At 38.0% G+C, this 23,179-nt stretch carries 20 protein-coding genes and 2 tRNA genes; 13 read left to right on the plus strand and 9 right to left on the minus strand.

Annotated features, from left to right (window positions below; genetic code table 11):
• Positions 1-64: 64 nt before the first annotated feature.
• Positions 65-1,051: a potassium channel beta subunit family protein gene (locus FAZ19_RS07910; RefSeq protein ID WP_136820175.1), complete on the plus strand. Its 987-nt coding sequence runs from the start codon at positions 65-67 to the stop codon at positions 1,049-1,051.
• Positions 1,052-1,125: 74 nt separating this feature from the next.
• Here FAZ19_RS07910 and rplS read toward each other — a convergent pair whose 3' ends face one another.
• Entirely contained in the window at positions 1,126-1,473 is a 348-nt protein-coding gene (rplS, locus tag FAZ19_RS07915) for a 50S ribosomal protein L19 (RefSeq protein ID WP_136820176.1), read from the minus strand.
• A gap of 303 nt (positions 1,474-1,776) precedes the next feature.
• Between rplS and FAZ19_RS07920 the strand changes: the two genes are divergently transcribed.
• Positions 1,777-1,850 (plus strand) — tRNA-Pro (locus FAZ19_RS07920).
• 582 nt (positions 1,851-2,432) lie between these two features.
• Complete coding sequence (tnpA, locus tag FAZ19_RS24450) at positions 2,433-2,639, plus strand: IS66 family insertion sequence element accessory protein TnpA (RefSeq protein WP_136820177.1); 207 nt, start codon at positions 2,433-2,435, stop codon at positions 2,637-2,639.
• Here the strand turns inward: tnpA and FAZ19_RS07930 are convergent.
• Positions 2,594-3,382, minus strand: a complete 789-nt coding sequence (locus FAZ19_RS07930) for an undecaprenyl-diphosphate phosphatase (protein WP_136820178.1) — start codon at positions 3,380-3,382, stop codon at positions 2,594-2,596. The two genes, tnpA and FAZ19_RS07930, sit on opposite strands and share 46 nt — an antisense overlap.
• An 845-nt stretch (positions 3,383-4,227) precedes the next feature.
• Between FAZ19_RS07930 and FAZ19_RS07940 the strand changes: the two genes are divergently transcribed.
• A complete protein-coding gene (locus tag FAZ19_RS07940; protein ID WP_136820179.1) occupies positions 4,228-4,590 on the plus strand; it encodes a hypothetical protein in 363 nt (120 codons plus the stop codon).
• A gap of 39 nt (positions 4,591-4,629) precedes the next feature.
• Here the strand turns inward: FAZ19_RS07940 and FAZ19_RS07945 are convergent, their stop codons facing one another.
• Positions 4,630-5,088, minus strand: a complete 459-nt coding sequence (locus FAZ19_RS07945; RefSeq protein WP_136820180.1) for an Lrp/AsnC family transcriptional regulator — start codon at positions 5,086-5,088, stop codon at positions 4,630-4,632.
• Positions 5,089-5,279: 191 nt separating this feature from the next.
• Between FAZ19_RS07945 and FAZ19_RS07950 the strand changes: the two genes are divergently transcribed.
• Positions 5,280-6,347 carry a PLP-dependent cysteine synthase family protein gene (locus FAZ19_RS07950; protein ID WP_136820181.1) on the plus strand — a complete coding sequence of 356 codons (1,068 nt, stop codon included), beginning with the start codon at positions 5,280-5,282 and terminating at the stop codon, positions 6,345-6,347.
• A gap of 126 nt (positions 6,348-6,473) precedes the next feature.
• A complete protein-coding gene (locus FAZ19_RS07955) occupies positions 6,474-8,177 on the plus strand; it encodes a protein-disulfide reductase DsbD family protein (protein WP_229707431.1) in 1,704 nt (567 codons plus the stop codon).
• 42 nt (positions 8,178-8,219) lie between these two features.
• On the opposite strand, the gene FAZ19_RS07960 is transcribed toward FAZ19_RS07955, so the two are convergent.
• The gene (locus FAZ19_RS07960; RefSeq protein ID WP_136820183.1) at positions 8,220-10,394 is read right to left on the minus strand and encodes a S9 family peptidase; all 2,175 of its coding nucleotides are present in this window, start codon (positions 10,392-10,394) and stop codon (positions 8,220-8,222) included.
• 46 nt (positions 10,395-10,440) lie between these two features.
• A complete protein-coding gene (locus FAZ19_RS07965; RefSeq protein WP_136820184.1) occupies positions 10,441-11,181 on the minus strand; it encodes a 3-keto-disaccharide hydrolase in 741 nt (246 codons plus the stop codon).
• 198 nt (positions 11,182-11,379) lie between these two features.
• On the opposite strand from FAZ19_RS07965, the gene folB reads away from it, so the two are divergent.
• The 5 genes from folB (at position 11,380) to FAZ19_RS07990 (ending at position 14,580) form a co-directional block, all read left to right on the plus strand.
• Positions 11,380-11,742, plus strand: a complete 363-nt coding sequence (gene folB / locus FAZ19_RS07970) for a dihydroneopterin aldolase (RefSeq protein WP_136820185.1) — start codon at positions 11,380-11,382, stop codon at positions 11,740-11,742.
• Positions 11,743-11,927: 185 nt separating this feature from the next.
• Positions 11,928-12,371: an Hsp20/alpha crystallin family protein gene (locus tag FAZ19_RS07975; RefSeq protein WP_136820186.1), complete on the plus strand. Its 444-nt coding sequence runs from the start codon at positions 11,928-11,930 to the stop codon at positions 12,369-12,371.
• A 145-nt stretch (positions 12,372-12,516) separates the two neighbouring features.
• The gene (rplU, locus tag FAZ19_RS07980; RefSeq protein ID WP_136820187.1) at positions 12,517-12,828 is read left to right on the plus strand and encodes a 50S ribosomal protein L21; all 312 of its coding nucleotides are present in this window, start codon (positions 12,517-12,519) and stop codon (positions 12,826-12,828) included.
• Between the two features lie 43 nt (positions 12,829-12,871).
• On the plus strand, positions 12,872-13,135 hold the full coding sequence (rpmA, locus tag FAZ19_RS07985) for a 50S ribosomal protein L27 (protein ID WP_136820188.1): 264 nt from the start codon (positions 12,872-12,874) through the stop codon (positions 13,133-13,135).
• Between the two features lie 158 nt (positions 13,136-13,293).
• On the plus strand, positions 13,294-14,580 hold the full coding sequence (locus tag FAZ19_RS07990; protein WP_136820189.1) for a DEAD/DEAH box helicase: 1,287 nt from the start codon (positions 13,294-13,296) through the stop codon (positions 14,578-14,580).
• 115 nt (positions 14,581-14,695) lie between these two features.
• Here the strand turns inward: FAZ19_RS07990 and FAZ19_RS07995 are convergent.
• The 4 genes from FAZ19_RS07995 to FAZ19_RS08010 all read right to left on the minus strand — a co-directional run bounded on the left by FAZ19_RS07995 (position 14,696) and on the right by FAZ19_RS08010 (position 20,604).
• Positions 14,696-14,769, minus strand: a tRNA-Ala gene (locus tag FAZ19_RS07995).
• Between the two features lie 67 nt (positions 14,770-14,836).
• Entirely contained in the window at positions 14,837-16,750 is a 1,914-nt protein-coding gene (locus FAZ19_RS08000) for a DUF3857 domain-containing protein (protein ID WP_229707386.1), read from the minus strand.
• Entirely contained in the window at positions 16,743-18,722 is a 1,980-nt protein-coding gene (locus tag FAZ19_RS08005; protein WP_169305606.1) for a DUF3857 domain-containing protein, read from the minus strand. Before FAZ19_RS08005 ends, FAZ19_RS08000 begins: the two co-directional genes overlap by 8 nt.
• Before the next feature lie 103 nt (positions 18,723-18,825).
• Positions 18,826-20,604, minus strand: coding sequence for an ABC transporter ATP-binding protein (locus tag FAZ19_RS08010; RefSeq protein WP_136820191.1), 1,779 nt, complete (start codon positions 20,602-20,604; stop codon positions 18,826-18,828).
• A 443-nt stretch (positions 20,605-21,047) separates the two neighbouring features.
• Here FAZ19_RS08010 and FAZ19_RS08015 point away from each other — a divergent pair, with 443 nt between their 5' ends.
• Together FAZ19_RS08015 and nusB are read left to right on the plus strand one after the other, a co-directional pair.
• Positions 21,048-22,115, plus strand: a complete 1,068-nt coding sequence (locus tag FAZ19_RS08015) for a Leu/Phe/Val dehydrogenase (RefSeq protein ID WP_136820192.1) — start codon at positions 21,048-21,050, stop codon at positions 22,113-22,115.
• 46 nt (positions 22,116-22,161) lie between these two features.
• Positions 22,162-23,109, plus strand: coding sequence for a transcription antitermination factor NusB (nusB, locus tag FAZ19_RS08020; RefSeq protein ID WP_169305607.1), 948 nt, complete (start codon positions 22,162-22,164; stop codon positions 23,107-23,109).
• Positions 23,110-23,179: the final 70 nt, after the last annotated feature.

Below are 23,179 nucleotides of genomic sequence, written 5' to 3' on the forward strand. Positions count from 1 at the left end.
TATTGTAACAATAATTTTTTAAAAACTCATTTATACTTAACTTTAAGCTGCTAAAAATAAAAATATGGAATATAGAAGAATGGGAAGAAGTGGGCTCCAATTGAGTGTATTGTCATTTGGCTCTTGGGTTACTTTTGCGAGACAGACAGACGACGATATTAATGATAGGTTAATGTCTATTGCTTACGAAAACGGTGTCAATTTTTTTGATAATGCCGAAGTATATTCTGCCGGTAAGTCGGAAGAAATGATGGGAAGGATATTGAAAGGGAAAGATTGGGATAGGAGTTCATTTGTGCTTTCTAGTAAAGCTTTTTTTGGTTGGAAAGGAGAGGATAAAAAACCTAATCAACATGGATTGAGTCGGAAACATTTAATAGAAGCATGTGATGAAGCATTGCAACGGTTACAGGTGGAATATCTTGATTTATATTATTGCCATCGTGCTGATAAGAATGTGCCTATCGAAGAGGTGGTACGGACAATGAATGTGTTGATACAACAAGGTAAGATATTTTATTGGGGTACGAGCGAGTGGTCTGCCTCGGAGATCGTGGAAGCACATATGATCGCGCGGGAATTGGGGTTGGAAGGGCCTTCAGTAGAACAACCTGAATATAATCTGTTTAACCGACGGAAAATGGAATCTGAATTTTTGAGTATATTCGAAAATATCGGAATGGGCACGACTATCTGGAGTCCTTTAGCTTCAGGACTATTAACCGGAAAATATAATAACGGAATTCCGGACGGTACGCGTATGTCTTTGGAAGGTTATGAATGGTTAAAAGATAGGGCGTTGCTTAATGATAAGATTTCCCGCGTCATGCAATTAGGCGATTTTGCACAGGAGTTAGGTGTTTCTTTGCCAGCATTATCCATAGCATGGTGTATTAAGAACCCAAATGTTACTACGGCGATATTGGGTGCAACCAAAGAAACTCAACTGTTGGAGAACTTTAAGGCACTCGAAGTGTTATCCTTGCTGACGGAGAACGTGATGGAAAGGATAGATGATATTATGGGGACGAAACCGGAATTGTTCCGCTAGAGTGACTCTTAAAATAAAAAAGGATGTAATTGATATTACATCCTTTTTTATTTTAAGTAGCTTCCTGCTAAGAATTAAACGCGTCTAGTTTTGATACGAGCAGCTTTACCAGTAAGGCTACGCAAATAGAATAATTTAGCGCGACGAACCTTACCGTAGCTATTTACTATAATTTTTTCGATGTTTGGTGAATTTATAGGAAAAATACGTTCAACACCTATTCCGTTAGACATCTTACGAACGGTAAAAGTAGCGTTGGCACCTTCGCTATTTAATTGAAGTACTACACCTTGGTACACTTGAACACGCTCTTTATTTCCTTCGCGAATTTTATAATGAACGCTGATGGTATCTCCTGCTTTGAAAGCGGGATTTTCATTTTTGACGACCGCTTGTTCTTCTACAAATTTTACTAAATCCATGATTTTGAGTAATTATTAACGATTTACATCCTGTAAAAATCGGAATGCAATATTACAGCTTTTATTTTAATTAAAAAAAAGTATTTTAAAAAACTTATCCACCTCTTTTTTGAAGCGACTGCAAAGTTAGGAAAAAAATACTTTTTTTTGTAAAAAAATATGAGATGTTTTCAACACCAAAAAGGAAACGTTGAAAAAAATATTTTGCAATGAATCAGTGTGTTAATATGAATGTTGGTCTTTATTGTTGATAAACTCATTTTTACCTGTATATTTGTGCCACACAAAAAGGATGATACCTTTCGGGGTGTAGCGTAGCCCGGTATCGCGCCTGCTTTGGGAGCAGGAGGTCGTAGGTTCGAATCCTGCCACCCCGACAAAAAAGTCTGACGAAAGTCGGACTTTTTTTGTTTGTGGCGGAATGAGAACCGAGGTTCGATCCACAGGAGGCTTCAGGGTCGTGTTGGGGATTCGAGGGACTGAGGCAATCCTGCCACCCCGACGAAATCTACTGATTATCAGTGGCTTTTGCTTTTTTCGGACATATTTCGGACAAAACTGAATAGATTTTCGAATTGTTAATAAGTTGAATTAAGGTAAATCAGGGGTGGATGTATTTTAAGAGACAAGTTATGATTTTGAGGAAAACATTGGTTTTAGGCTTGTATTCCTTCGTTGAATCACATACTTAAAAAAATACAGATCCCATATTAAGAGGATTCGATGCCTGAAATTGCCTTCAAAATTTATATAGACGATACAAAAGTTGTTGCGTAATGCTGTCAATCCCAAAATACAAGCTAAAGTATATTCGTAAGTTTGTCTATATATAATCGAAAATGGAACAAGATTCTATCGGAAAAGAAAGAGGAAAAAGTGGATTTCTGGATATCGGTGATGATATAGATGGAGCTATTCAATGAATTGACTCAGATCCCATTAGGCTTTAGCTTTGTTGTATGAACAACTTAGAAAAAACGTGTGCGTACGCTGTCTATGGTGGAAAAAGCAAGAAAGCTTATTGCGCGGAAAATGGGATCAACGAAGCGACCTTTTATTATTGGTTTTCGCGCAGTAAAGAAAATGACACTTTCAGCGGCATAATGCACAACGGGTTTTTTTATACAGAATATATAATTGTAATGACGCCAACAATAGTACAGTAGATTGCAAAGTATGAGAGTTTACTTTTTTTAACCAGAGCAATCATCCAGGTGCAAGCAAATAATCCTGCTATAAATGCAGCTACAAAGCCAATAAAAAGTGGTGTAAAATTTCCGCTGTTATAAGTAAGTTCTCCGCTTAAAATATCTTTAACTATTTTTCCAAAAATTAAAGGAACTACCATTAAAAATGAAAAGCGAGCAGCTTTGGTTTTGTCGTTACCAAGTAACACAGATGTAGATATGGTGGCTCCAGAACGTGATATACCTGGAAGCATAGCAATTGTTTGAGAAACACCAATAATAAAGGCATTTTCAAAAGACACATTCTTGCCGGTATTTTTGGCTCTGTCGGCAAGAAATAATAGAATAGCTGTAATTATCAGCATGCAACCCACCAAAAAGATATTACCACCAAAAAGAGATTCTAATTGTTCTTCAAAAAATAATCCAACAATAACAGCGGGAATCATTGAAATAGCAATTTTTGAAATAAATTGCAAATCTTCGTTCCATTCAAATTTTAATGCACCTTTTACAATACTTACTATATCTTTTCTAAAAACAACCATGGTGCTTAATGCGGTAGCAAAGTGTAAAACTACTGTAAAGAGAAGGCTTTCTTCAGGAACTGATTGATCGCCAAGAATGGCTTTTCCTAATTCTAAATGCCCACTTGAAGACACGGGTAAGAATTCAGTAAGTCCCTGTATGATACCAAGTATGATAGCGTCTAGAATATCCATTATTTGTTTCTTATCTGGGTTTAACAAAATGGTTTAAATTTGAATTTTGCCGACCTCCAATTATTTCACTGCAAAATAATAGTTTTATTTAAAACTACACAATACTGGATTAAATAAAACAACAATTGATTATTGTGCCTTTTCTTCAGGGCTGACCTGTTCCGGCAAATATTGTTGTGGTGCTTGAAGACTTGTTTTAAAATAGTTTTCAATAATCGTGTCAAAATTTTTCAATATATATAGCATCGTTTTTTTAATAGACATCACTTAAGTCAGTAGATATTAACTTTATCTGTTGTCTGAATTCTTTGTGCTTTGATGATTTATGATATTCTCGTGCTAATTTAAGCTTAATTCTTTTCTTTAAGGGAAGATTACCAGACGGGTCAAAATCAGAATCTACACGAAAATTATCTTTTACTCCAGACCAGGTAAATTTATCCCAATTTACTTTTTCAAGTAACGAAAGATATGCTGTTATGGCTTGATAAACGACTCAAACTCTTTATCCCTGATAAACTTTGGCGCTACAATACTGTAGTTCGGATTTAGAGTTCCCGGATGACCTCTTATGTTGTCATCTACTTTGTTCAGGTGAAGTACAGTATAGTTATGAATATTTAGTTCCTGTGATCATTTCATTAGCTTGCCTGTAATTTCAGTTGCTTCTGTGGCATTATGATATCATAAACAAGATCCCTGGTTCCATCTATGATGACCAGACCGATGCTGTCCGCATATTTGAACAAAGTATATTCAATGATATTGATACGCTTTGGTTCAGTGATTACAAATTTGATAGTTAATATAGTCTATAAAATAACCGTTTAACCTGTCAAGTTTTTTTGGAAGTTACAGCTCGGACGAGTCGGGAAAGCATTCAACCTAATCGGGGTAGTGCTAAACCCGGGTGGGGTAATACTCGGCCCGGTGGGGGAAACCTTCAACCTAATCGGGTTAGTGTTAAACCCGGTTGGGTTAATACTCGGCCCAGTCGGGAAAACCTTCAACATAATCGGGGTAGAGCTGAACTTGGTTGGGTTAATACTTGGCTCAGTCGGGAAAACCTTCAACCTAATCGGGGTAGTGCTCAATCTGGTTGGGTTAATGCTCGGCCCAATTGGGAAAACCTTCAACCTAATCGGGGTAGTGCTCAATCTGGTTGGGTTAATGCTCGGCCCAATTGGGAAAACCTCCGACCGAATTAGGGCAGTCTTTAATCTAGTATCGACAAATGATCCATTTTGTCAAATAGAATATGCCGTTTCACTTTTGGTTTCTGACAGTACAAAATAGGTTTGTACCGTATTTACCTGAGGCAACACAGCTAGTTTGTGCCGAAGGAACATATGGTAAGCATCCATGTCTTTCGTAGCAATACGTAGCATAAAGTCATACGATCCTGCCATTTGATAACATTCCATAACTTCAGGAAACTTGGAGACATCGCGTTCAAACTCATTGAGTACCTCGGCTGTATGCGCTTTAAGGAAGACTTGGGAAAACGATATTAGGCCAATGCCTATTTTATGTCTATCTAAAATGGCAACAGTTCGCTTAATATAACCTTGCGCTTTGAGCTTTTTGACCCGCTCATGGACTGCAGCTATCGATTTATGTAATTTAAAAGATAACTCTTTGTTGCTCAAAGTGGCATCTTGTTGAAGTAAGCGAAGTAGTTTTACGTCTGTATCATCTAAATGCATAACATGTACTTTTTCTTGGTGTTTTACTAAATTACATATTTTTTATGAATAATTTATTTTATTATAACGAATTTTCAATAATTTTTATGGAAATTCATCAAGTATGGTGAATATTATCTCGTTAAACTGCAATTTTGTTGATGATATAGAAATTAGAGGGCTAGTGTGTCAACGATTCAAAAAAAATATAAATGATAGAAGAAGCGATGAGTAAATGTCTTTCTCCTGAATTGGATAGTAGATTTAAACACTTGTGGTGTTTAGTAGGTAATACGCCTATGTTGGAATTGCAATACCACTATAAAGGGAAAGCAGGAAAGATATATGTGAAGTGTGAAAACTACAACTTGACCGGAAGTATAAAGGACCGTATGGCACTGTATATTCTTTATAAAGCGTATATGAATTGCCAGATTAATCCTAGCGATATGATTGTTGAGGCTACAAGTGGTAATACCGGAATATCTTTTTCGGCGATTGGTAAAGCTTTGGGACATCAGGTAAAAATCATCATGCCCAATTGGTTGAGCAAGGAACGTATCGACATTATAAAAAGTATGGGAGCTGATATACAGCTGGTGAGCAAAGAAGAGGGCGGTTTCCTTGGTAGTATTAAACTAAGTGAGCAGTTAGCTGCGCATGGTGGGGTGTTTTTGCCTAGGCAGTTTGAGAATGAATTCAATGTGGAAGCACATGAGCTGACAACGGGTAAAGAAATTGTATATCAACTTGCTTCGGTAGGACTCGCGGCTGACGCTTTTGTCGCGGGGGTAGGCACAGGGGGGACGGTGATGGGTGTCGGAAAGCAACTTAGAAGTAGTAATCCGTTTGTTAAGGTACACCCGCTCGAGCCAGCAGAGAGCCCGACACTGACTACAGGATACAAAGTAGGATCTCACCGAATACAAGGGATTTCAGATGAATTTATTCCAGCTATTGTAAAATTAGATGAGATGGATTCCGTAATCAAGGCTTGCGATGGCGACGCAATTATCATGGCCCAAAAACTGGCTAGGGAACTGGGGTTGGCGGTTGGAATTTCTTCTGGAGCCAATATTATCGGCGCGATTAAGTTAAAAGAAGAGCTTGCTGATGATGCTGTGGTGGTGACGTTACTCTGTGATGATAATAAAAAATACTTAAGTACTGATCTCGTACGTGAAGAGTTGGTTAAACCTGGGTATGTATCGACAGACATCTCATTTACGGGATATCTGCCAATTAGTCGTTTGGAGAAACCATTGATTGGTGCACGCTAATATTTAAATGCTGTTTCAGCCTAAGAGTGTGAATTTTTAGGTATTGTTTGTGTGAGGGGTGTCCGGTCAGGAGTAAGACCGGTACCTCTTTTTTGAAATTTAAAAATCGACCAAAAATATATTATGATGAAAATATTTTTTCAAATTTTAGTAACAATTAGCTTCTTGCTTCAAGGATCTGGTTTTGCACAGGAGGATAGCTTGGTTTCGTTTGACGATATTGAATTTTCGGAAGGTACTCCCGATAGTGCAGGGCTGATTGATGGAGCTGACGACGTTGTTTTCTCAGACGGTAATGTTGACACAAACAAATTAGAGGGCGATCGAAGTGATGCTTCGACTGCTACTCTGCTGCCGGCAGACCAGGCGGAAAAGCAATCGATGTGGGCAATATTTATTGCGGGATTGATCGGGGGATTTGCCGCATTTTTGATGCCTTGTATTTTTCCAATGGTACCCTTAACGGTAAGTTTTTTTACCAAAAAATCAGGTACTAAAGGGAAGGCGATTTCTCAGGCGCTATTATATGGTATATTTATTATCATTATTTATGTTGCCTTAGGGATGTTGATCACTATGGCGTTTGGTGCGGATGCCTTAAATGCACTTTCTACGAATGGTGTATTTAACTTTCTTTTCTTTCTATTACTCGTTGTTTTCGCTGCTTCCTTTTTTGGTGCATTTGAAATTACGTTGCCAAGCTCTTTTGTGAACAAAATAGATTCAAATTCAGATAGAGGAGGATTAGTAGGGTTATTTTTTATGTCAGCTAGTTTAGCGGTTGTTTCATTTTCTTGCACAGGTCCAATAATAGGTACTTTGCTGGTGGAGGCTGCTACTAAAGGTGAGCGATTGGGGCCAGCAATTGGTATGCTCGGCTTTTCTTTGGCCTTGGCAGTGCCCTTCGTTTTGTTTGCGATGTTTCCTTCAATGATGAAGTCGTTGCCTAAATCTGGCGGCTGGCTTAATAGTGTAAAAGTTGTTTTAGGATTTTTGGAACTTGCACTTGCTTTGAAATTTTTATCGAATGTTGACTTAGCGTACAATTGGCAATTATTGGATAGAGAAGTTTTTCTTTCTCTATGGATTGTTATTTTTGGTTTGATGGGGTTGTATCTTATTGGCAAGATCAAATTTTCACATGATAGCCCACTTAGCTATTTGTCTGTTCCCCGAACAATGCTGGCAATCATTGTTTTTTCATTTGTAGTGTATATGATGCCTGGTATGTGGGGAGCCCCATTGAAATCTATAGCTGCGTTTTTGCCACCTATAGGTACGCAGGATTTTGATATATCGACCGTGCATAGTTTAGGTAATGCCCACTCGACGGATGCAGAGAGTCGTAAGCATTATGCGCATTTTCACAGCAGGGCAACGATTAAAGGGTTTGATCCGTATTACGATTATGAGGAGGCTCTAGCAGCAGCGAAGGAACAAAACAAACCATTGATGATAGATTTTACGGGATGGACTTGTGTAAATTGCCGTAAGATGGAAGCCGATGTTTGGTCTGATCAGAAAATCAGAAATTTGATTAATCAGGAATTTATTTTAGTGGAACTATATGTAGATGAGCACGACTTAAAACTTCCTGAGACCGAACAATACATATCTCCACAATCTGGCAAAAAAATAAATACGGTGGGTAAAAAGAATACAGATTTTCAGATCAGCAAATTCGGAAGCAATTCTCAGCCATTGTATGCCTTAGTGGATAACAACGGCGAGCTTCTTGTGCCCTCGAGCGGTGCTAATTACGATATTGAAAAGTATGCTGCTTTTCTGCAGTCCGGTATGGAAGCATATAAAGATCGGATTGCTAACTAGCTTGGATTAAGAATAGAAAAGGCGAGCTTGAGCTCGCTTTTTCTATTTAAGATGTAAATTAAAATAGGTTGCTATTTTTTGGTATAGATGAATACGATCTTGGCCACCTACATTATGTTCATGCTTAGGGTAGAGGAAGTAATCTACTTGCTTTCCTGCTTTTATGCATTTTTCAAGAAAGTCCATACTGTGCTGTTGTACCACCACTGGATCCTGTGCGCCATGTATAATTAGAAGATTGCCTCTTAACCGGTCTACTTTATCCAAAAGAGAGGTCTTCTTATAACCCTCAGGATTTTCTTGTGGCGTGTCCATATACCGTTCTCCATACATAACTTCATAATATTTCCAATCTATTACCGGACCTCCAGCTACAGCCGCTTTGAACGTTTCGTTGTGTTTGGTCATGAAAGAAGTGGCCATATAGCCACCATAGCTCCATCCAAATATACCCATGTTATCCGTATCGACATAGGGGAGGGATTTTAGGTATTCGATGCCTTTTGACTGGTCGTCCATCTCCACTTCACCCAGATTACGATGGGTAATACGGGTGAAATCTCTTCCTCTGGCATCTGACCCTCTATTATCTAATGTAAATACTAGGTATCCATTCTGTGCCATGTAGAGGTCAAAATATCCCACACCACCCAACCACCTATCCGTAATTAATTGTGCATGCGAACCACCGTACAGGTATACCATAACGGGGTACTTTTTCGCCTTGTCAAAATTCAAGGGGTACGTAATTCGTGCATTCAAAGGTGTGCTGCCGTCTGAGGCGATAAACTCTTTGAATTCAATATGGGGCTGGTTTATCTTTCCGGTAAATGGGTTGGTTGCCTCGGTAATTGTAAGCTTTTTTTTATCCTTTGTACGCACTATTTGCACAATATTAGGGGTGGTTAAATTGCTATATTGATCTAATATAAAACTGCCGGTTGGACTAACTGACGCATTATGAACGCCATTTGTTGTTGTCAATTGAGTAGTCTTACCTGATTTTAGCTCCACTTCAAATAGGTGTCTTTCCATTCCGTTCTTTGATGCGCCTACATAATAAGCTTTCTGGTGTTTAGCATCAAATCCTTTTAGATCAGTTACAATGATATTTTGATGGCCCAGGTGCCTGATTAGTTTACCCTCTGTATTGTAGAGAAATAATTGATTGTAGCCATCTTTATCCGTTTGATATAGAAACTGTTGCGTATTGTTGGGTAGAAAAGTGAGTGGTTTCTGAGGTTCGATCCATGTGGAGGATTTTTCTTCAAATAGTGTTTTTACAAAAGCACCCGTATTTGCATTATATTGATTTAGTTTAAGATGATCCTGACCTCGATTCAATACCCCGACATAAATAAACTGACCTGTGGGATCCCACGTTGCGATCGTAAGATATTGTTCCTTGGGTTCTCCGGTCTGCAGGGTGATGTATTGGTTCTTTTCTATATTGAAGACAACGAGGGTTACCTCTTCGCTTTTCATCCCCGCCATCGGATAGCGGATATCTTTTATAGTTGCCACTCTTGAATCCCATTGAGGAAGAGGGTACTTAGATACCATTGTCTCATCTTTTCGATAATACAAGAGCTTTTGGTTATCGGGGCTCCACCACATTCCTTTATTTATGCCGAATTCTTGTCTATGTGTGTAATCACTACCATTTACTATCCCGTCAACAGTGTCTTTTGTTACTTGTATCTTTCTTCCATTAGCATCTATGATTTCAATATTGCTACCTACTAGATACGCTGTACGATCACTATCATTTCCATATTCTGTATTGGATACATTGGAAGGAACGCTGCTTTTTACAGTTGCTTTCTGGGATTTGATGTTGTACTCAATTACATATGAATTGTTGGCTGCCTGCGTGGCAAAAGATAATAGCTGATCTCCCGTCCATGAATAGTCAAAAGGAATATATTTCAGTTCAATTTTTTCGTTGGGGAGAACCGAATTAACGGCAGATTGAAGCTGGTTTACGGTGACCAGGTTTTGCGGTGACCAATTTTCTTTGGCAGACCGAACGACCAAATTTTGGTATGTACTATCCAGATGCGTAAACGCATCCTCAATACGCATCCATTTCATGGCGGTTAATGTTTTTGGAGAAAATTTTCCGGGACCAAAAACGGTTTCATCTATTGTGAAGTTTCGTTGCGCGTAGCTGTACGTAGAACCCAATAAGAGCAAAATGAGAAAAAATTTGTTCATATGTTATTTTAAGAATCTAGCCGAAATTAAGAATTATTCCTCTTTTTTATAGTTTCCGGAGCCAGATATTCCTGAATTGAACTAGGTCGCCATGATCTTGTAATACAATGGGCCCTGCACCATGAGGGATTACCCTAGGCATTCCAATGTATTCTGTAGTCCCGGCGATCTCTGTATTGTATTGTACGACGACACCATTATGGATTACGGTGATGCTGCCTTTCCGAATCCTTATACCGTCTCTATTATAGCGGGGGGCTGTGTATATCATGTCGTAGCTGTGCCATTCTCCGGGATTTTTAACGGCAGAGACCAATGGAGGCTGCTGCTTGTAGAGTGAGCCTGCTTGTCCGTTTACATAGGTTGGGTTTTTATTATTGTCTAAAACCTGGATTTCGTAGTAGCCTTGCAGGAAAACACCACTGTTTCCTCGGCCTTGTCCTTCGCCTTTGATTGCTTCGGGGCTTTTCCACTCGATGTGTAGCTGGAAGTCCTCAAAGTTTTCTTTCGTGCGAATGTTTCCGGTTCCTGGTTTCACCTGTAGAATTTTATTTTCGATGTGCCAATTAGCTTCTTTTGTGCTGTCATTGGCACTACACCATAGAGAAAGACCTGTGCCATTGAAAAGTACGATTGCATCGCTCGGTGCTTGATTGTCGGAGGTTGTGACGGTGCGGATTTTCGGTTCATAGAATTCGGTGTCTTGAGGCTGGAACTTTGTCTGTCCGTTGCCATATAGAGATAGCCCCGTTAGGACAACTGTCAGAAAATAAGATTTGTTACGCATATGTATTGATTTTTTATAAACTTAGAAAATTTTGTTTTATCGGCAATTATAATTGAGTCGAAATACATGAAAAATTTATTCGGAAGGTACAAGTCGACATAAAATCAAAAAAGATAAAAAAGGAAAATTTAACTGTATTTTATCCTAAATATAAAGAATTTCTTGTAATGTGTTTTCGGATTTTTTGTATATTAGATCATGGTTTTACAAAAGGTGGCACTTACAGAAGTTCGTTTTTTTTCTCCTATTGGCTTTTATGAAGAAGAACAGCTGTTAGGAAATGAATTTTACATCGATATAGAAGTCTGCTTTTCTTTCGAGAATCCGGATGCTGAAGATCTGAAAAATACGGTTAATTATGAGGAACTGTATCAAGTACTGGTAGAGGTGATGTCTCCAAAGAGAAAATTGTTGGAGTCTGCAGCAGAAGATATTCTCGATCTTGTGCTTAAGAAATATAACTTTATTTCTCATATGAACGTTTCTATTAGGAAGACCAATCCTCCCTTTGGAGGAGATTTAGCAAATTCTAAGGTCTCGCTGCATTATACACGAGATTAATAACGGTAGGTGTAAAATTAGATTTTATGGAACGTGTTCGTTAAAAGGAGACTATTTGTCTCTTCTTGCTAGGTTAAAATGACATTTTGTCTCTTTTTTTTGTAAGAAATACAGTTGGTATATAAATTGAATAATTCCAATTGTTGTTAATTCATAAAAATAAAATTTAATAGGAGGATATTAAAATGGCATTAATTAAAATTCCAACCAAAGCAGTCAATACCGATGGGGTAAATCCATTTGTAAACAGTGTGTTCGATAATTTATTCAATGATTCATTCATCACGGATCGTTTGGTAACACGTGTTCCTGCAGTAAACATCACAGAGACACAGGAGGCATTCAGTATTGAATTAGCGGCTCCAGGTTTGCAAAAATCGGATTTTAAAATTAACGTAGACAAAAATATTATCTCTATTTCCGTAGAAAAGAAAGAAGACAATGAAGTAGAAGATAAGTTGTACAGTAAAAAAGAATACAGTTATACCTCTTTTACAAGATCTTTTACCTTGCCTGACACGGTAAACTATAGTAATATAGACGCTACCTATAAAGAGGGTGTCCTTCACGTGAAAATAGGTAAAAAAGAAGAAGCTATTGTTGCAAAGCGATTAATTGAAGTGAAATAGGAAAGTAGGATGTTGGAAAGGAAAGCCTCTGCGGAAGCAGGGGCTTTTGTTGTATTATAGTTAGAGCTTAAAATATACTTGCAAGATTGAAAAGAAACTTCTATCTTTGCCGTTCATAAAATATTAACAAAATATATTAATAACAATGTACGCAATAGTAAATATAGCAGGGCAGCAATTTAAGGTTGCAAAAGACCAGTATCTTTTTGTGCACCGTTTACAGGGAGAAGAAGGCGCTAGTATTGAATTTGACAACGTATTGTTAGCAGAAGATGGTGGTAAATTTACTGTGGGTACGCCAAGTATCTCAGGTGCTAAAGTTTCGGCTACGATTTTGTCTCATTTAAAAGGCGATAAGGTTATCGTTTTCAAGAAAAAACGTCGTAAAGGTTACAAAAAGAAAAACGGTCACCGTCAACAGTTTTCTAAGATCCAAATTACTGGTATCAGTTTATAATTGAATTTTTAATCTGACGAAAGTCATAAATTAAGATAAAGAAATGGCACATAAAAAAGGTGCGGGTAGTTCTAAGAACGGTCGCGAGTCACACAGTAAAAGATTAGGTATCAAAATATTCGGTGGTCAAAGAGCTATCGCTGGTAATATCATTGTTCGTCAACGCGGTACGCAACACAACCCTGATGCTAATGTAGGTATTGGTAAAGATCATACATTGTACGCTTTGGTGGAAGGTACTGTTGTTTTTCGTAAAAAAGCGAATAACAAGTCTTATGTTTCAGTGCTTCCTGTTGAACAAAACTAGGAATTGATATGATACGATGTAAAGCCGTTAAGTTTTTGCTTAACGGCTTTGTTTTTTTGAATAGACCGTGGGTCTATTTCGTGCTACTTTCACACGGATTTGAAAGTAAAATGTTCACTAGGCAGTATATTAATACTTTATTGTCTTAAAATTATTGAATGACAACTTTCAAAGATTTAAAGGTTAGTGCACCTATTCTAGCAGCACTTGATACATTAGGGTACAAAACACCTACACCGATACAGGCGCAAGCTATACCTGATGTACTGAATGGAAAAGATTTGCTTGGCTGTGCGCAGACGGGAACGGGCAAAACAGCAGCATTTGCCATACCTATATTACAGCTACTAAATAACACAAAACCACAAGGTCAAAAGCGAGGTACTATTCGCGCGTTAATATTGACGCCAACACGAGAGTTAGCGATTCAGATTGATGAATCTTTCCAAGAGTATGGGAAAAATTTGAAATTGAAGCATGCTGTTATTTTTGGTGGTGTAAATCAGTTCTCTCAGGTTAATCAAATAAAGGCAGGTGTTGATATTTTAGTCGCTACACCGGGGAGGTTATTGGATTTGATGAATCAGAAAGTGCTATCTATTCATCAAATTGAAATTTTTGTTTTAGATGAAGCAGATCGTATGCTGGATATGGGTTTTATCCATGATGTGAAAAAGGTATTACAGGTCATCCCGCAACGTCGTCAAACCTTATTTTTTTCGGCGACGATGCCCAAAACGATTCAGGCCCTCGCTGATAGCATATTACATAACCCTGTAAAAGTAGAGGTGACACCAGAGTCTACAACGGCCGAAACTATTCAGCAAACGCTATATTATGTCGAGAAGGCGAATAAAAATAAAGCACTTTTGCAGTTGTTGAAGAATGATGTCCATGACAGTGTTTTGGTATTTACACGTACTAAACATGGAGCTGACAAATTGGTGAAGGTTTTATTTAAGTATGAGATTTCTTCAGCGGCTATTCATGGTAATAAATCTCAAAACCAACGTCAACGGGCATTAGAGGACTTTAAAAATAAAAAAATAAAGGTATTGGTGGCTACGGATATTGCGGCGCGGGGGATTGATATTGACTTATTGAAATATGTTATCAATTATGAAATACCGAATGTGCCGGAATCTTATGTGCATCGTATCGGCCGGAGCGGTAGAGCGGGGGCAGAAGGATTTGCTATTTCATTATGCGACGTAGAAGAAATACCGTATGTGCAGGACATTGAGAAAACGATCGGAATAGCACTTCCGGTCATGGAGATTGAAGGACTTACGATGTCGCCTGGTTTTGTAGCCAAATCTTCCGTGAGCGTAAAAGCGGGCAAAGGTGGGAAAGGCAAGGCCGCAGCTCCTGCTACAGGGAGGCCGGAAAATCGTTATCGTAAAAGCAAACCTACGAGTAAAGAGCGAAGAAGAAGGCAGGCATAGTGTTTGTTTTTAGGTCGCCACGTCGTTCCTCCTTGCGATGACGCTATGTGAGGTAATAATATACAAGAAGAGGGATCGCTTTTAGCAATCCCTCTTCTTGTATGTTTAAATAGGGTGGAGAATATCGGATTCGAACCGATGGCCTTTTGGCTGCCAGCCAAACGCTCTAGCCAACTGAGCTAATCCCCCTTATATTCTGCAAGTATAGATAAATTCAATTTTATATGCAAGTTGATTGACCTATAAAAGTAAATTATTATTCGTTTACTGCAAGAGGGAGATTATATTTCCCTTTGTCCGATGCCGAAACCTCTTTCATGAAATCGAAATATTTTTGGTAATCTTCTGAAGCATAAAGGCCTTCCTTGATTTCCAGTTTTCTGTAAAAATGGATACGGTTGTCTTCTTGTTTTATTGCCAGGCTGTATGCTCCCATTGGACTTTCCAAAACTTTGTGTACCGGCATGATTTTTCCTTTGATTTCTTCAGAAAGTTCAAAAGTCAATTCATCAATATCGGTGTATCCTCGATTGATATAAAGTTGATTTTGTCGGTTTCTAGATTCTGGAATGGCCCGCGATATATTGAAAATATTCGGATGTATAATAATGCTGTTGCCGCTTTTTACAACATAACTCTTAATGTTGATATCCAGTTCTTCAACTACGACCGGGGCATCTGCGTCGCTGATTTCATAATTCACCTTGTTGAAGTATATATTGTCTACATCATAATACTCTTTCAACGTTTTATTTTGGTCGACCGGATTCTTAAAAATGTTACTAAAATGATTGTCAAACTGAGCTCCGCTAAAAGTCGTTTTGATTTGTCCGGTCACTGTTCCATCAGGTTGTACCTGAAGGGCTGCATTTCTAATTTGTAAGTTTTGCGCCCAATTGTATTTCGGCGTGCGTAGCACTTTTCCTCCTTCTTGGGTACAAGCAAGTACTAGTCTGTCATCAGTGAAATCTCCTAGGAACCCGAATGGCTGTTTTTGACTTGTACATTCAAGCCATGTCGTATCGCTATCAAAAGGTATACACAAAATAATGTGATTACCGTCAACCGCATTTGCAAATTCTGTATCTAGGCTCTTCTTGGCATTGCCTGCTTCTACAATACAGTAATATGAAGTGATGTTTGCTTCATCCAAAAGGGCTTGCATATAGTTTACTAGAGCTTTACAGTCTCCGTATCCTAATCTTTCTACATATGATGCAGGGAATGGTTCCAAGCCACCTATCCCTATTTGTATGCTTATGTATCTTGTTTTACCTTGCATGTATTCGTATAACGCCTTTGCTTTTTCTTTCGGGGAGCTCATATCTTTGATGATATCTCTCACGTTATTTTTGGCGGATTGAGGAAGGTCTTTTTTATCTTTTAGTAGATCATCATATATCCATTTTCCAAATTGCTTCCAATCATTTACCTGACCTTCTTTTTTATAATATTTGAAATGTTCGGGTACTACTTTTACGCATATTTCTGAAGCATATGTAATGGGTGAAAATGGTTCGTCTTTACGCGCTGAAAGATTGGTTGCCGTCCAAATATAACTTTTGGATTTATCTGTAGTTTCTACTTTTACTTCAGATGGGATGTTTTCAGTTTTGATACGTAGAGCTTGCTGTGGTTGACATTGGACTTGGTAAATGCTTTTTTCGACGGCCAGATCAGAATAATAATTAGGTCTCCAATATGGAATAAAAAGGTTTTGACTGTGTTTTATTTCATATGAATACACAACAGTGTAAGGGTAGACTATAGATGAAGGCTGATAATGTTTTACCCGAATATCATCGTACATACTTACTTGTCCTGTGGCACTGTAATCTCTGAAATTTTTTAAACTGAACTTATCCATTTGAATACCAAACTCATTATAAACTGCACCTTTCACCCCTTTTATAGATTTGCTTTTGTCATAAAATAATAGTAATTCAGCATGGGATTCGCCTGCCTTATTTAAGATAGTGATAGCGCGGGTTACGGACTCGACGATGTTGGTCTCATTCCTCATGTCAATGTTGATCGATTCGTGTCGTATTATTGCGGTAGCGCGACTTCTTAATTCAGTAGGTATCTTTTCAATGGCATACTCTTGTGAAAGAAGATTAAACTGAACAAATAGAAGTGAAAATAACGTGAAAACGAATCGGTTAATCATTGCTGTATTTTAAAATGTAATCAACTTTTAATTGTTGGATGGCGCGTGAGAATAGTTCTTTCAGAAAGAAATATTCATCTGTATTGTAGATGGCCTTATTCAAAGAGAGATGTTGTTGCACCATCAACACGTTGTCATCTATACTGTTTTTGTACACGTATCGTGCTGCACCATCGGGTAGGGTAAGATTAGCGGACTTAGGACTGGTTTGAACAGAGATTCCTTCGGGCAGTAGAATGCTGATTTGATGTCTTTCCTCTCGCTGTGACCCAAGATCTACGGGGTATGTTCTCTCGTCTAGATTAAACGGATTGCGCGCGATACGATCAATAAAGATAGGGTTGAGGTTAATGAGTGAATTAGATCGAATATCTGGGGCTCCGATATCGACTACTACGTCAAATTTTTCGGACAAAAGAAGATACGGATTTTCCAAATTATTTATTTCTGTATTTGCTAAAGAAATGTTGGTCATCCGTTCATCTAATTTTTCTTCATACTCTTCAAGAGATGGGTACATTAATATTTCTTTTCTCTTACGAAGTGCATCCAATCCATTGTAGGTTATGGTTAGACTGCCTACTAATTTTCCGGAAAGTTCTAATTTTCCGCTGAAAGAGTATGCCGTCAGGGATTTAGTTTTGTTTTCTAATGGAATCCACTCGGATGATTTTCGGGAATAAATGATGCGCCCTCTTTCGTTTATGCATCGTAAAGGTAGCTCACCAAAGGCGAGCAGATTTTCACTTGCATCTGCAAGTATTATTGCATTGTCGATTTTGACGCCTACAATAACATAGTTAAAATCCGTTAATACAGGATGTAATGGATTCGGTAGGCTGTTCTCACGCGTGGAAACGAGTATAGGATAAGCCTCTATATTTGCAGCATTTAGCGCTGCTATAAGAGAAAGGTTCACATCGGCAACATTGCCGGATCTTCTCTCGTAACTTTCTTCCACACCGAGTTGACTGTATTTTCCGTACATGTCATTCCATTTTATCCTTTCTTGTATATGGGAATAAATCAGTTTCGCTTTCAGGTACGTGTTTGTTTGCGATAATATAGAGTCTGGAAGAGCTCCGATAAAAAATTTTGTCTTTTTTATCTGCCCGCCGAAATCTTTTTCTGTCATGAGTTCGCGATCTACATCACTCCATTTTTTTGTAAATGTCTGTTTAGAGCCGTTTAAATGTTGCGCTTCTTCCATTTCAAAATTAATGGCAGAGATATAGTTTTGTGCTGATAGCATATAGTCTTCTTCTTCGAAGGCTGGTATATTTTTCATGGAATATGTCAGCTCAGAGCAATCAGCTTTTGCTCCAGCCACTCTAAAGCAGTCCCGTATTATCCTGGACTTTACATCTTCCAATTTCAAGGCACCTCGAAGAGTCACATTGTATTTGTATAATCCTGGAATTATTGCCGTATAGGTACTTTTAAGTTTTGGAATATCAGATTGAAATTCCCAGCTTCTATAATTGAAAATGTTGGGCGAGATAATAGTGTACTCAATGTCAATGACTGATCCTTCACGCACATCAGGTAGAGTGAATTTGCTTAGTTTGACAAACGGCGTTTTATTTTCTGTATAAATATCTTTACTCTTGAGCTCTGAAATATTAATTTTATTTTCTGTTAAGTTGTATGTTTTAGCCTTTATGTCCTCTATCGTTTCAAAATCGCCTCCATATTTATAAAGTGGAAGTGAGAAATTAGCTTTATCATATCCTTCCTGTTTATTTATTTTAATTCGAATGGCATAACGGTGTAGTACACGGATAGATCTTTCTGCCTCTACCAGATCTATTGTCGTTTTTCCTAATTCCGAAATGACAACCGCCCGCGCGTTGCTGTCAAGTTGTGAGTAATCGACCGAAAAATCACTGTGTCTAATAGGATCAAGCTCAACAAACTGTCCAAAAGAGAAATGGCTAAATAATACTCCTAAAAGGAGAAGTATAATCCTCATACGGGTTCTAACAAAAGTCAATAATGAGGAGGAAAGATAGAAATTATTTATGGGGCAAACAAGAAGTTTTTTATTTAGCATCTATGCGTTCACAGGATTGGTTCTAATCCGCCGTTTGAAGTAATTGCAACTCATGAAGTTCAGCATAGGCCCCCGCTAGTGCCAGTAGTTGTTCGTGGTTGCCTTCTTCAATGATTCTGCCATTGTCAAGTACGATAATATGGTCTGCATTCTTTATGGTAGAGACGCGATGGGCAATGAATATAGAGGTTTTTCCTTTCATAATGCGACCTAGATTGTGAAGTATTTCCTCTTCGGTTTTGGTATCTACAGCGGATAGGCAATCATCAAATATTAATACCTCCGGGTCTTTAGCTAATGCTCGTGCGATAGAAACACGTTGTTTTTGTCCTCCTGAAAGAGTAATCCCTCTTTCTCCAATATGTGTTTGAAATCCCTCATTAAATACCATAATATTTTCGTAAACAGCAGCATCTTTTGCGGATTGCTCTATTCGATGATCCTCGCATTCATCCAACCCGAATGCGATATTGTTTGCAATAGTGTCGGAGAATAAGAAGACTTGTTGTGGTACGAATCCGATCTGTTGTCGTAGATTTTTAAAGTTGTACTGTTCGATAGGTGTATCGTCATATTTGATTGTTCCTTGGTCAGCATCGTACATGCGGAGCAATAAATTTGCTAAAGTCGATTTTCCAGAGCCTGTTTTGCCAATTACGGCTAAGGTTTTTCCGGCAGGAATACGTACGTTTAAATTGTCTATCGCTTTTATCCCCGTTTCAGGATAGGTGAAAGAAAGATTTTCTATAACGATGTCTCCATGTAAAGTACGAGTGAGCGTGCCATTTTTAATTTCCGGCTTTGTTTTTAAAAATTCATTTATCCGTTTTTGCGATGCAGCTGCCCGTTGAACAAGGGATGTAACCCATGCCAAAGACATAGCTGGAAAGGTCAACTGACTCACGTACATAATAAATTCCGCAATATTGCCGGCTGTAATCGTTCCTTTATTAACTTCAATACCTCCGATATACACGGTGATAATTGTACTGAATCCCACTAAAAATATTATTAGAGGGAAGAAAACAGCTTGTATACGTACTAAATCTAGCGATATGGCGCGATAAATATTGCTTTCTTTTGCAAACTCCTTCATTTTATCTTCTTCGCGATTGTATGTCTTTATCACGCGAATGCCAGAAAAAGTTTCTTGTACGAAAGAAGATAATTTGGAGAGTTGGGCTTGAATACGCGTACTCCTTTTGTTTATTATGCGGTTAACAAATAAAATAACGATAGAGATAATGGGGATAGGTAATAGTGCGTAGGTCGCTAATGTGGGATTGACATCATACATCGCGAAGATGATCATGACGGAAAGCACAACCGTGTTGATCGCATACATAATAGCCGGACCAAGATAATTTCTTACTTGATTGACATCTTCGGTAGCCCGGTTCATTAAATCACCGGTATTGTTTTTTCTGAAAAATGAAAAATCTAACTCCTGATAGTGCGCATAAATCTCATTTTTTAAATCGTATTCTATACGTCGTGATGTCAAAATAATAGTTTGGCGCATCAAAAAAAGGAAAATTCCACGGAGCAATGAAAGGGAAAGCACTACCGCCCCAAAGAAAAGTAAGCTACTGCCAAATATCTTGTAAATAAGGTCTTGTCGTTCAAAACCATTGTATAGTCTGTATAAATCAATGTTTTCTTTAACCAAATCGAAGGCCTCTCTAATTACTTTTGCAGGTAAAATGCCAAAATAATTGGAGATAATTACAAATATCACTCCCGGAACTAAATGCCAACGGTATTTGTAAAAGTATTTATTGAGATATGCGAGTTCTTTCATGCGTGTTTTGAGATTACAAACTTAGATAAATAGCTTTGTATATGAAAGCAATTATTCATGCCCGTAGATTTATGATATATGAATGAACATTCCCTGTTTGTCTATTTACCTTTTGGGTGCTTAGAGGCCCGATTCTTCTTCGTCTTAGTACTTATCTATCAAAGAAAATGGGGTGCTTTCCTTCGAATTTCCCTTTCTTATAACTAAGAAAAGCCGTAAAGATTTATGCAACATTTCATATGGTTATAGTATCCTATACAGATTATCTGTGGTTATGATTATGAGCGTTGAGTTATTTTATAGAACAGACACTCCTTTTTAGTAGATTTGGGGCGGTGCACTTCGTAAATTTGTAGATTTTATGTTGGAATAATTACAATGGAGACGGATTTTATTTGTATTTTTGCAAGGTCATAAGGCCACCTTAATTTGTGTTATTAGACATGCAAAATATTTCTATTTTTGATTTAATGCGTCCTTTAGGACACCAAAATCTGTTCTTCTGCAATGATCCGGAGATTGGATTGAAAGCAATTGTAGCTATTCACGACACAACGTTGGGCCCTGCTATCGGTGGAGTACGGATGTTACCCTACGCGTCGGAAGAGGAAGCTATTGAAGATGCGTTGCGTTTGTCACAGGCGATTACATACAAAGCTTCTCTAGCTGGATTGAACTTAGGAGGGGGCTGCGCTATAATTATCGGCAATAATAGAACAGATAAAACGGAAGTATTAATGCGTCGTTTTGGGAACTTTATTGAAGGTTTAAACGGGAACTTTATTGCTTCTATTGACGTGGGTACTTCTCAAAAGGATTTAGAATATATTCATGCGGAGACCAATTACGTGGCAGGGCTGCCTACTGCTCTTAATGGGGGAGGAGATACTACAGTTTTCGCTGCCAAAGGTGTTTTTTATGGAATTAAAGCCGCTATCAAAGAACTTTACGGTGATGACTCATTAGCAGGTCGCAAAGTTGCTGTGCAAGGTGTAGGAAGTGTAGGCGAACAACTAGTAGCAATGTTGCGTGCAGAAAATGCGCGCGTGTATGTATCGGACATGACCGAAGAGCGTAAAATGAAAATTGCCGCTAAGTATAAAGCGGAGCCTATTCAATATTCAACAAGCTACGAGTTGGATGTAGACGTATATGCTCCATGTGCGCTGGGAGGAACCGTCAACACGGAGACAATTCCAAAGATGCGTTGTAAAATTATTGCAGGTTCGGCAAACAATCAATTAAAAGATGAGGAAGCAACTATTCAAGCATTAAAAGACCATAATATTTTATATACACCGGATTTCTTGATAAATTCAGGTGCATTGATCAGTTGTTTTTCCGAATTGGAAGGATACGGCGTAGACCGCACAGAATCCTTGATTAGAAACATTTATAGTGCTACAAGGCACGTAATACAAAAGTCTCGTGACGAAGGAATTACCACGTTTGAGGCAGCTCAACAAATCGCGGAAAAGCGGATCAAGGATATTGGTAAGCTAAAAAGATAATAAATACAAAATCGTTCTTTATTAAAAAATCGTTCTTTAAATAAATATGCTTAATAGAAGACACCTTAGGGTGAAAGTAATGCAGACGCTTTATGCGTATAGCTTGTCAGAAGATAAACAAGTTAAAGATTTCCAAAAGGCACTTTTTAAAAGTGTAGAAGAGGTAAATGAGATGTACATCTGGACACTAAATCTATTGGATGAAGTAGCTGAATATGTGTTATTAGATGCAGAAAGTCGCGCTGCAAAATTTTTACCAACAGAAAAAGATAGAATCCTTACGACCAAATTAAACACAAATACTTTTATTGAATCACTTCGTCAGAATAGGGAATACCTAGAGCTGGTCAAAAAATATAAAGTATCTTGGGAGTTTGATCCGGAGATTGTACGTTCGATATTTGCACAATTAAAAGATTCAGAAGCTTATTTAGAATATCTATCAGGTGATGACCGCAGCATTGGAGGAGAAAAGGATATCATTAAGTATATCTTTAAAAAAATTATTCTGAAAACGGTTGAAATTGAGCAGGTTTTTGATGAAAAATTTATCAATTGGTCGGTGGACAAGGAAGTTCTTCAAGCAATGGTTGCTAAAACATTCAAGAATTTCAGTTCGGAAAATCCCTTGCAAAATAAACTTGCAGATTTGACACCTAATTGGGATGAAGATAGTGAATTTATTGAGGAGCTGCTGAAGTCGACTATCCGTTATACACCAGAATATCAACAACTAATCTCGGATAAAACAAAAAATTGGGAAGCTGATCGTATCGCATTGATGGACACGTTATTGATGCGTATGGCTATCAGTGAGCTCATAAATTTTCCGAGTATTCCTGTAAAAGTAACAATAAATGAGTATATTGAGTTGTCGAAATCGTTCAGTACGCTAAAAAGTAACACATTTATAAACGGTATACTTGATAAAATTTTAGCTGATTTGACGAAACAGGGCCGTATTCGTAAGGTAGGTCGTGGATTAAAAGATTAAATATAAATGCCTTTGTGGTTGATAAACAGGGTGGAGAAGAAATTATATGTGTAACAATGTAAATAATATA

It is taken from the genome of Sphingobacterium alkalisoli, from assembly GCF_005049105.1.
Taxonomy (GTDB): Bacteria; Bacteroidota; Bacteroidia; order Sphingobacteriales; family Sphingobacteriaceae; genus Sphingobacterium; species Sphingobacterium alkalisoli.

Coding starts and splice junctions, on each gene's coding strand:
- FAZ19_RS08010 (WP_136820191.1), bottom strand. CDS start 20,604: ATGAAAGAACTCGCATATCTCAATAAATACTTTTACAAATACCGTTGG.
- nusB (WP_169305607.1), top strand. CDS start 22,162: ATGCTTAATAGAAGACACCTTAGGGTGAAAGTAATGCAGACGCTTTAT.
- rplS (WP_136820176.1), bottom strand. CDS start 1,473: ATGGATTTAGTAAAATTTGTAGAAGAACAAGCGGTCGTCAAAAATGAA.
- FAZ19_RS07955 (WP_229707431.1), top strand. CDS start 6,474: ATGAAAATATTTTTTCAAATTTTAGTAACAATTAGCTTCTTGCTTCAA.
- FAZ19_RS08015 (WP_136820192.1), top strand. CDS start 21,048: ATGCAAAATATTTCTATTTTTGATTTAATGCGTCCTTTAGGACACCAA.
- FAZ19_RS07990 (WP_136820189.1), top strand. CDS start 13,294: ATGACAACTTTCAAAGATTTAAAGGTTAGTGCACCTATTCTAGCAGCA.
- folB (WP_136820185.1), top strand. CDS start 11,380: ATGGTTTTACAAAAGGTGGCACTTACAGAAGTTCGTTTTTTTTCTCCT.
- FAZ19_RS07910 (WP_136820175.1), top strand. CDS start 65: ATGGAATATAGAAGAATGGGAAGAAGTGGGCTCCAATTGAGTGTATTG.
- FAZ19_RS08000 (WP_229707386.1), bottom strand. CDS start 16,750: ATGATTAACCGATTCGTTTTCACGTTATTTTCACTTCTATTTGTTCAG.
- FAZ19_RS08005 (WP_169305606.1), bottom strand. CDS start 18,722: ATGAGGATTATACTTCTCCTTTTAGGAGTATTATTTAGCCATTTCTCT.
- tnpA (WP_136820177.1), top strand. CDS start 2,433: ATGAACAACTTAGAAAAAACGTGTGCGTACGCTGTCTATGGTGGAAAA.
- FAZ19_RS07950 (WP_136820181.1), top strand. CDS start 5,280: ATGATAGAAGAAGCGATGAGTAAATGTCTTTCTCCTGAATTGGATAGT.
- FAZ19_RS07975 (WP_136820186.1), top strand. CDS start 11,928: ATGGCATTAATTAAAATTCCAACCAAAGCAGTCAATACCGATGGGGTA.
- rplU (WP_136820187.1), top strand. CDS start 12,517: ATGTACGCAATAGTAAATATAGCAGGGCAGCAATTTAAGGTTGCAAAA.
- rpmA (WP_136820188.1), top strand. CDS start 12,872: ATGGCACATAAAAAAGGTGCGGGTAGTTCTAAGAACGGTCGCGAGTCA.
- FAZ19_RS07945 (WP_136820180.1), bottom strand. CDS start 5,088: ATGCATTTAGATGATACAGACGTAAAACTACTTCGCTTACTTCAACAA.
- FAZ19_RS07960 (WP_136820183.1), bottom strand. CDS start 10,394: ATGAACAAATTTTTTCTCATTTTGCTCTTATTGGGTTCTACGTACAGC.
- FAZ19_RS07930 (WP_136820178.1), bottom strand. CDS start 3,382: ATGGATATTCTAGACGCTATCATACTTGGTATCATACAGGGACTTACT.
- FAZ19_RS07965 (WP_136820184.1), bottom strand. CDS start 11,181: ATGCGTAACAAATCTTATTTTCTGACAGTTGTCCTAACGGGGCTATCT.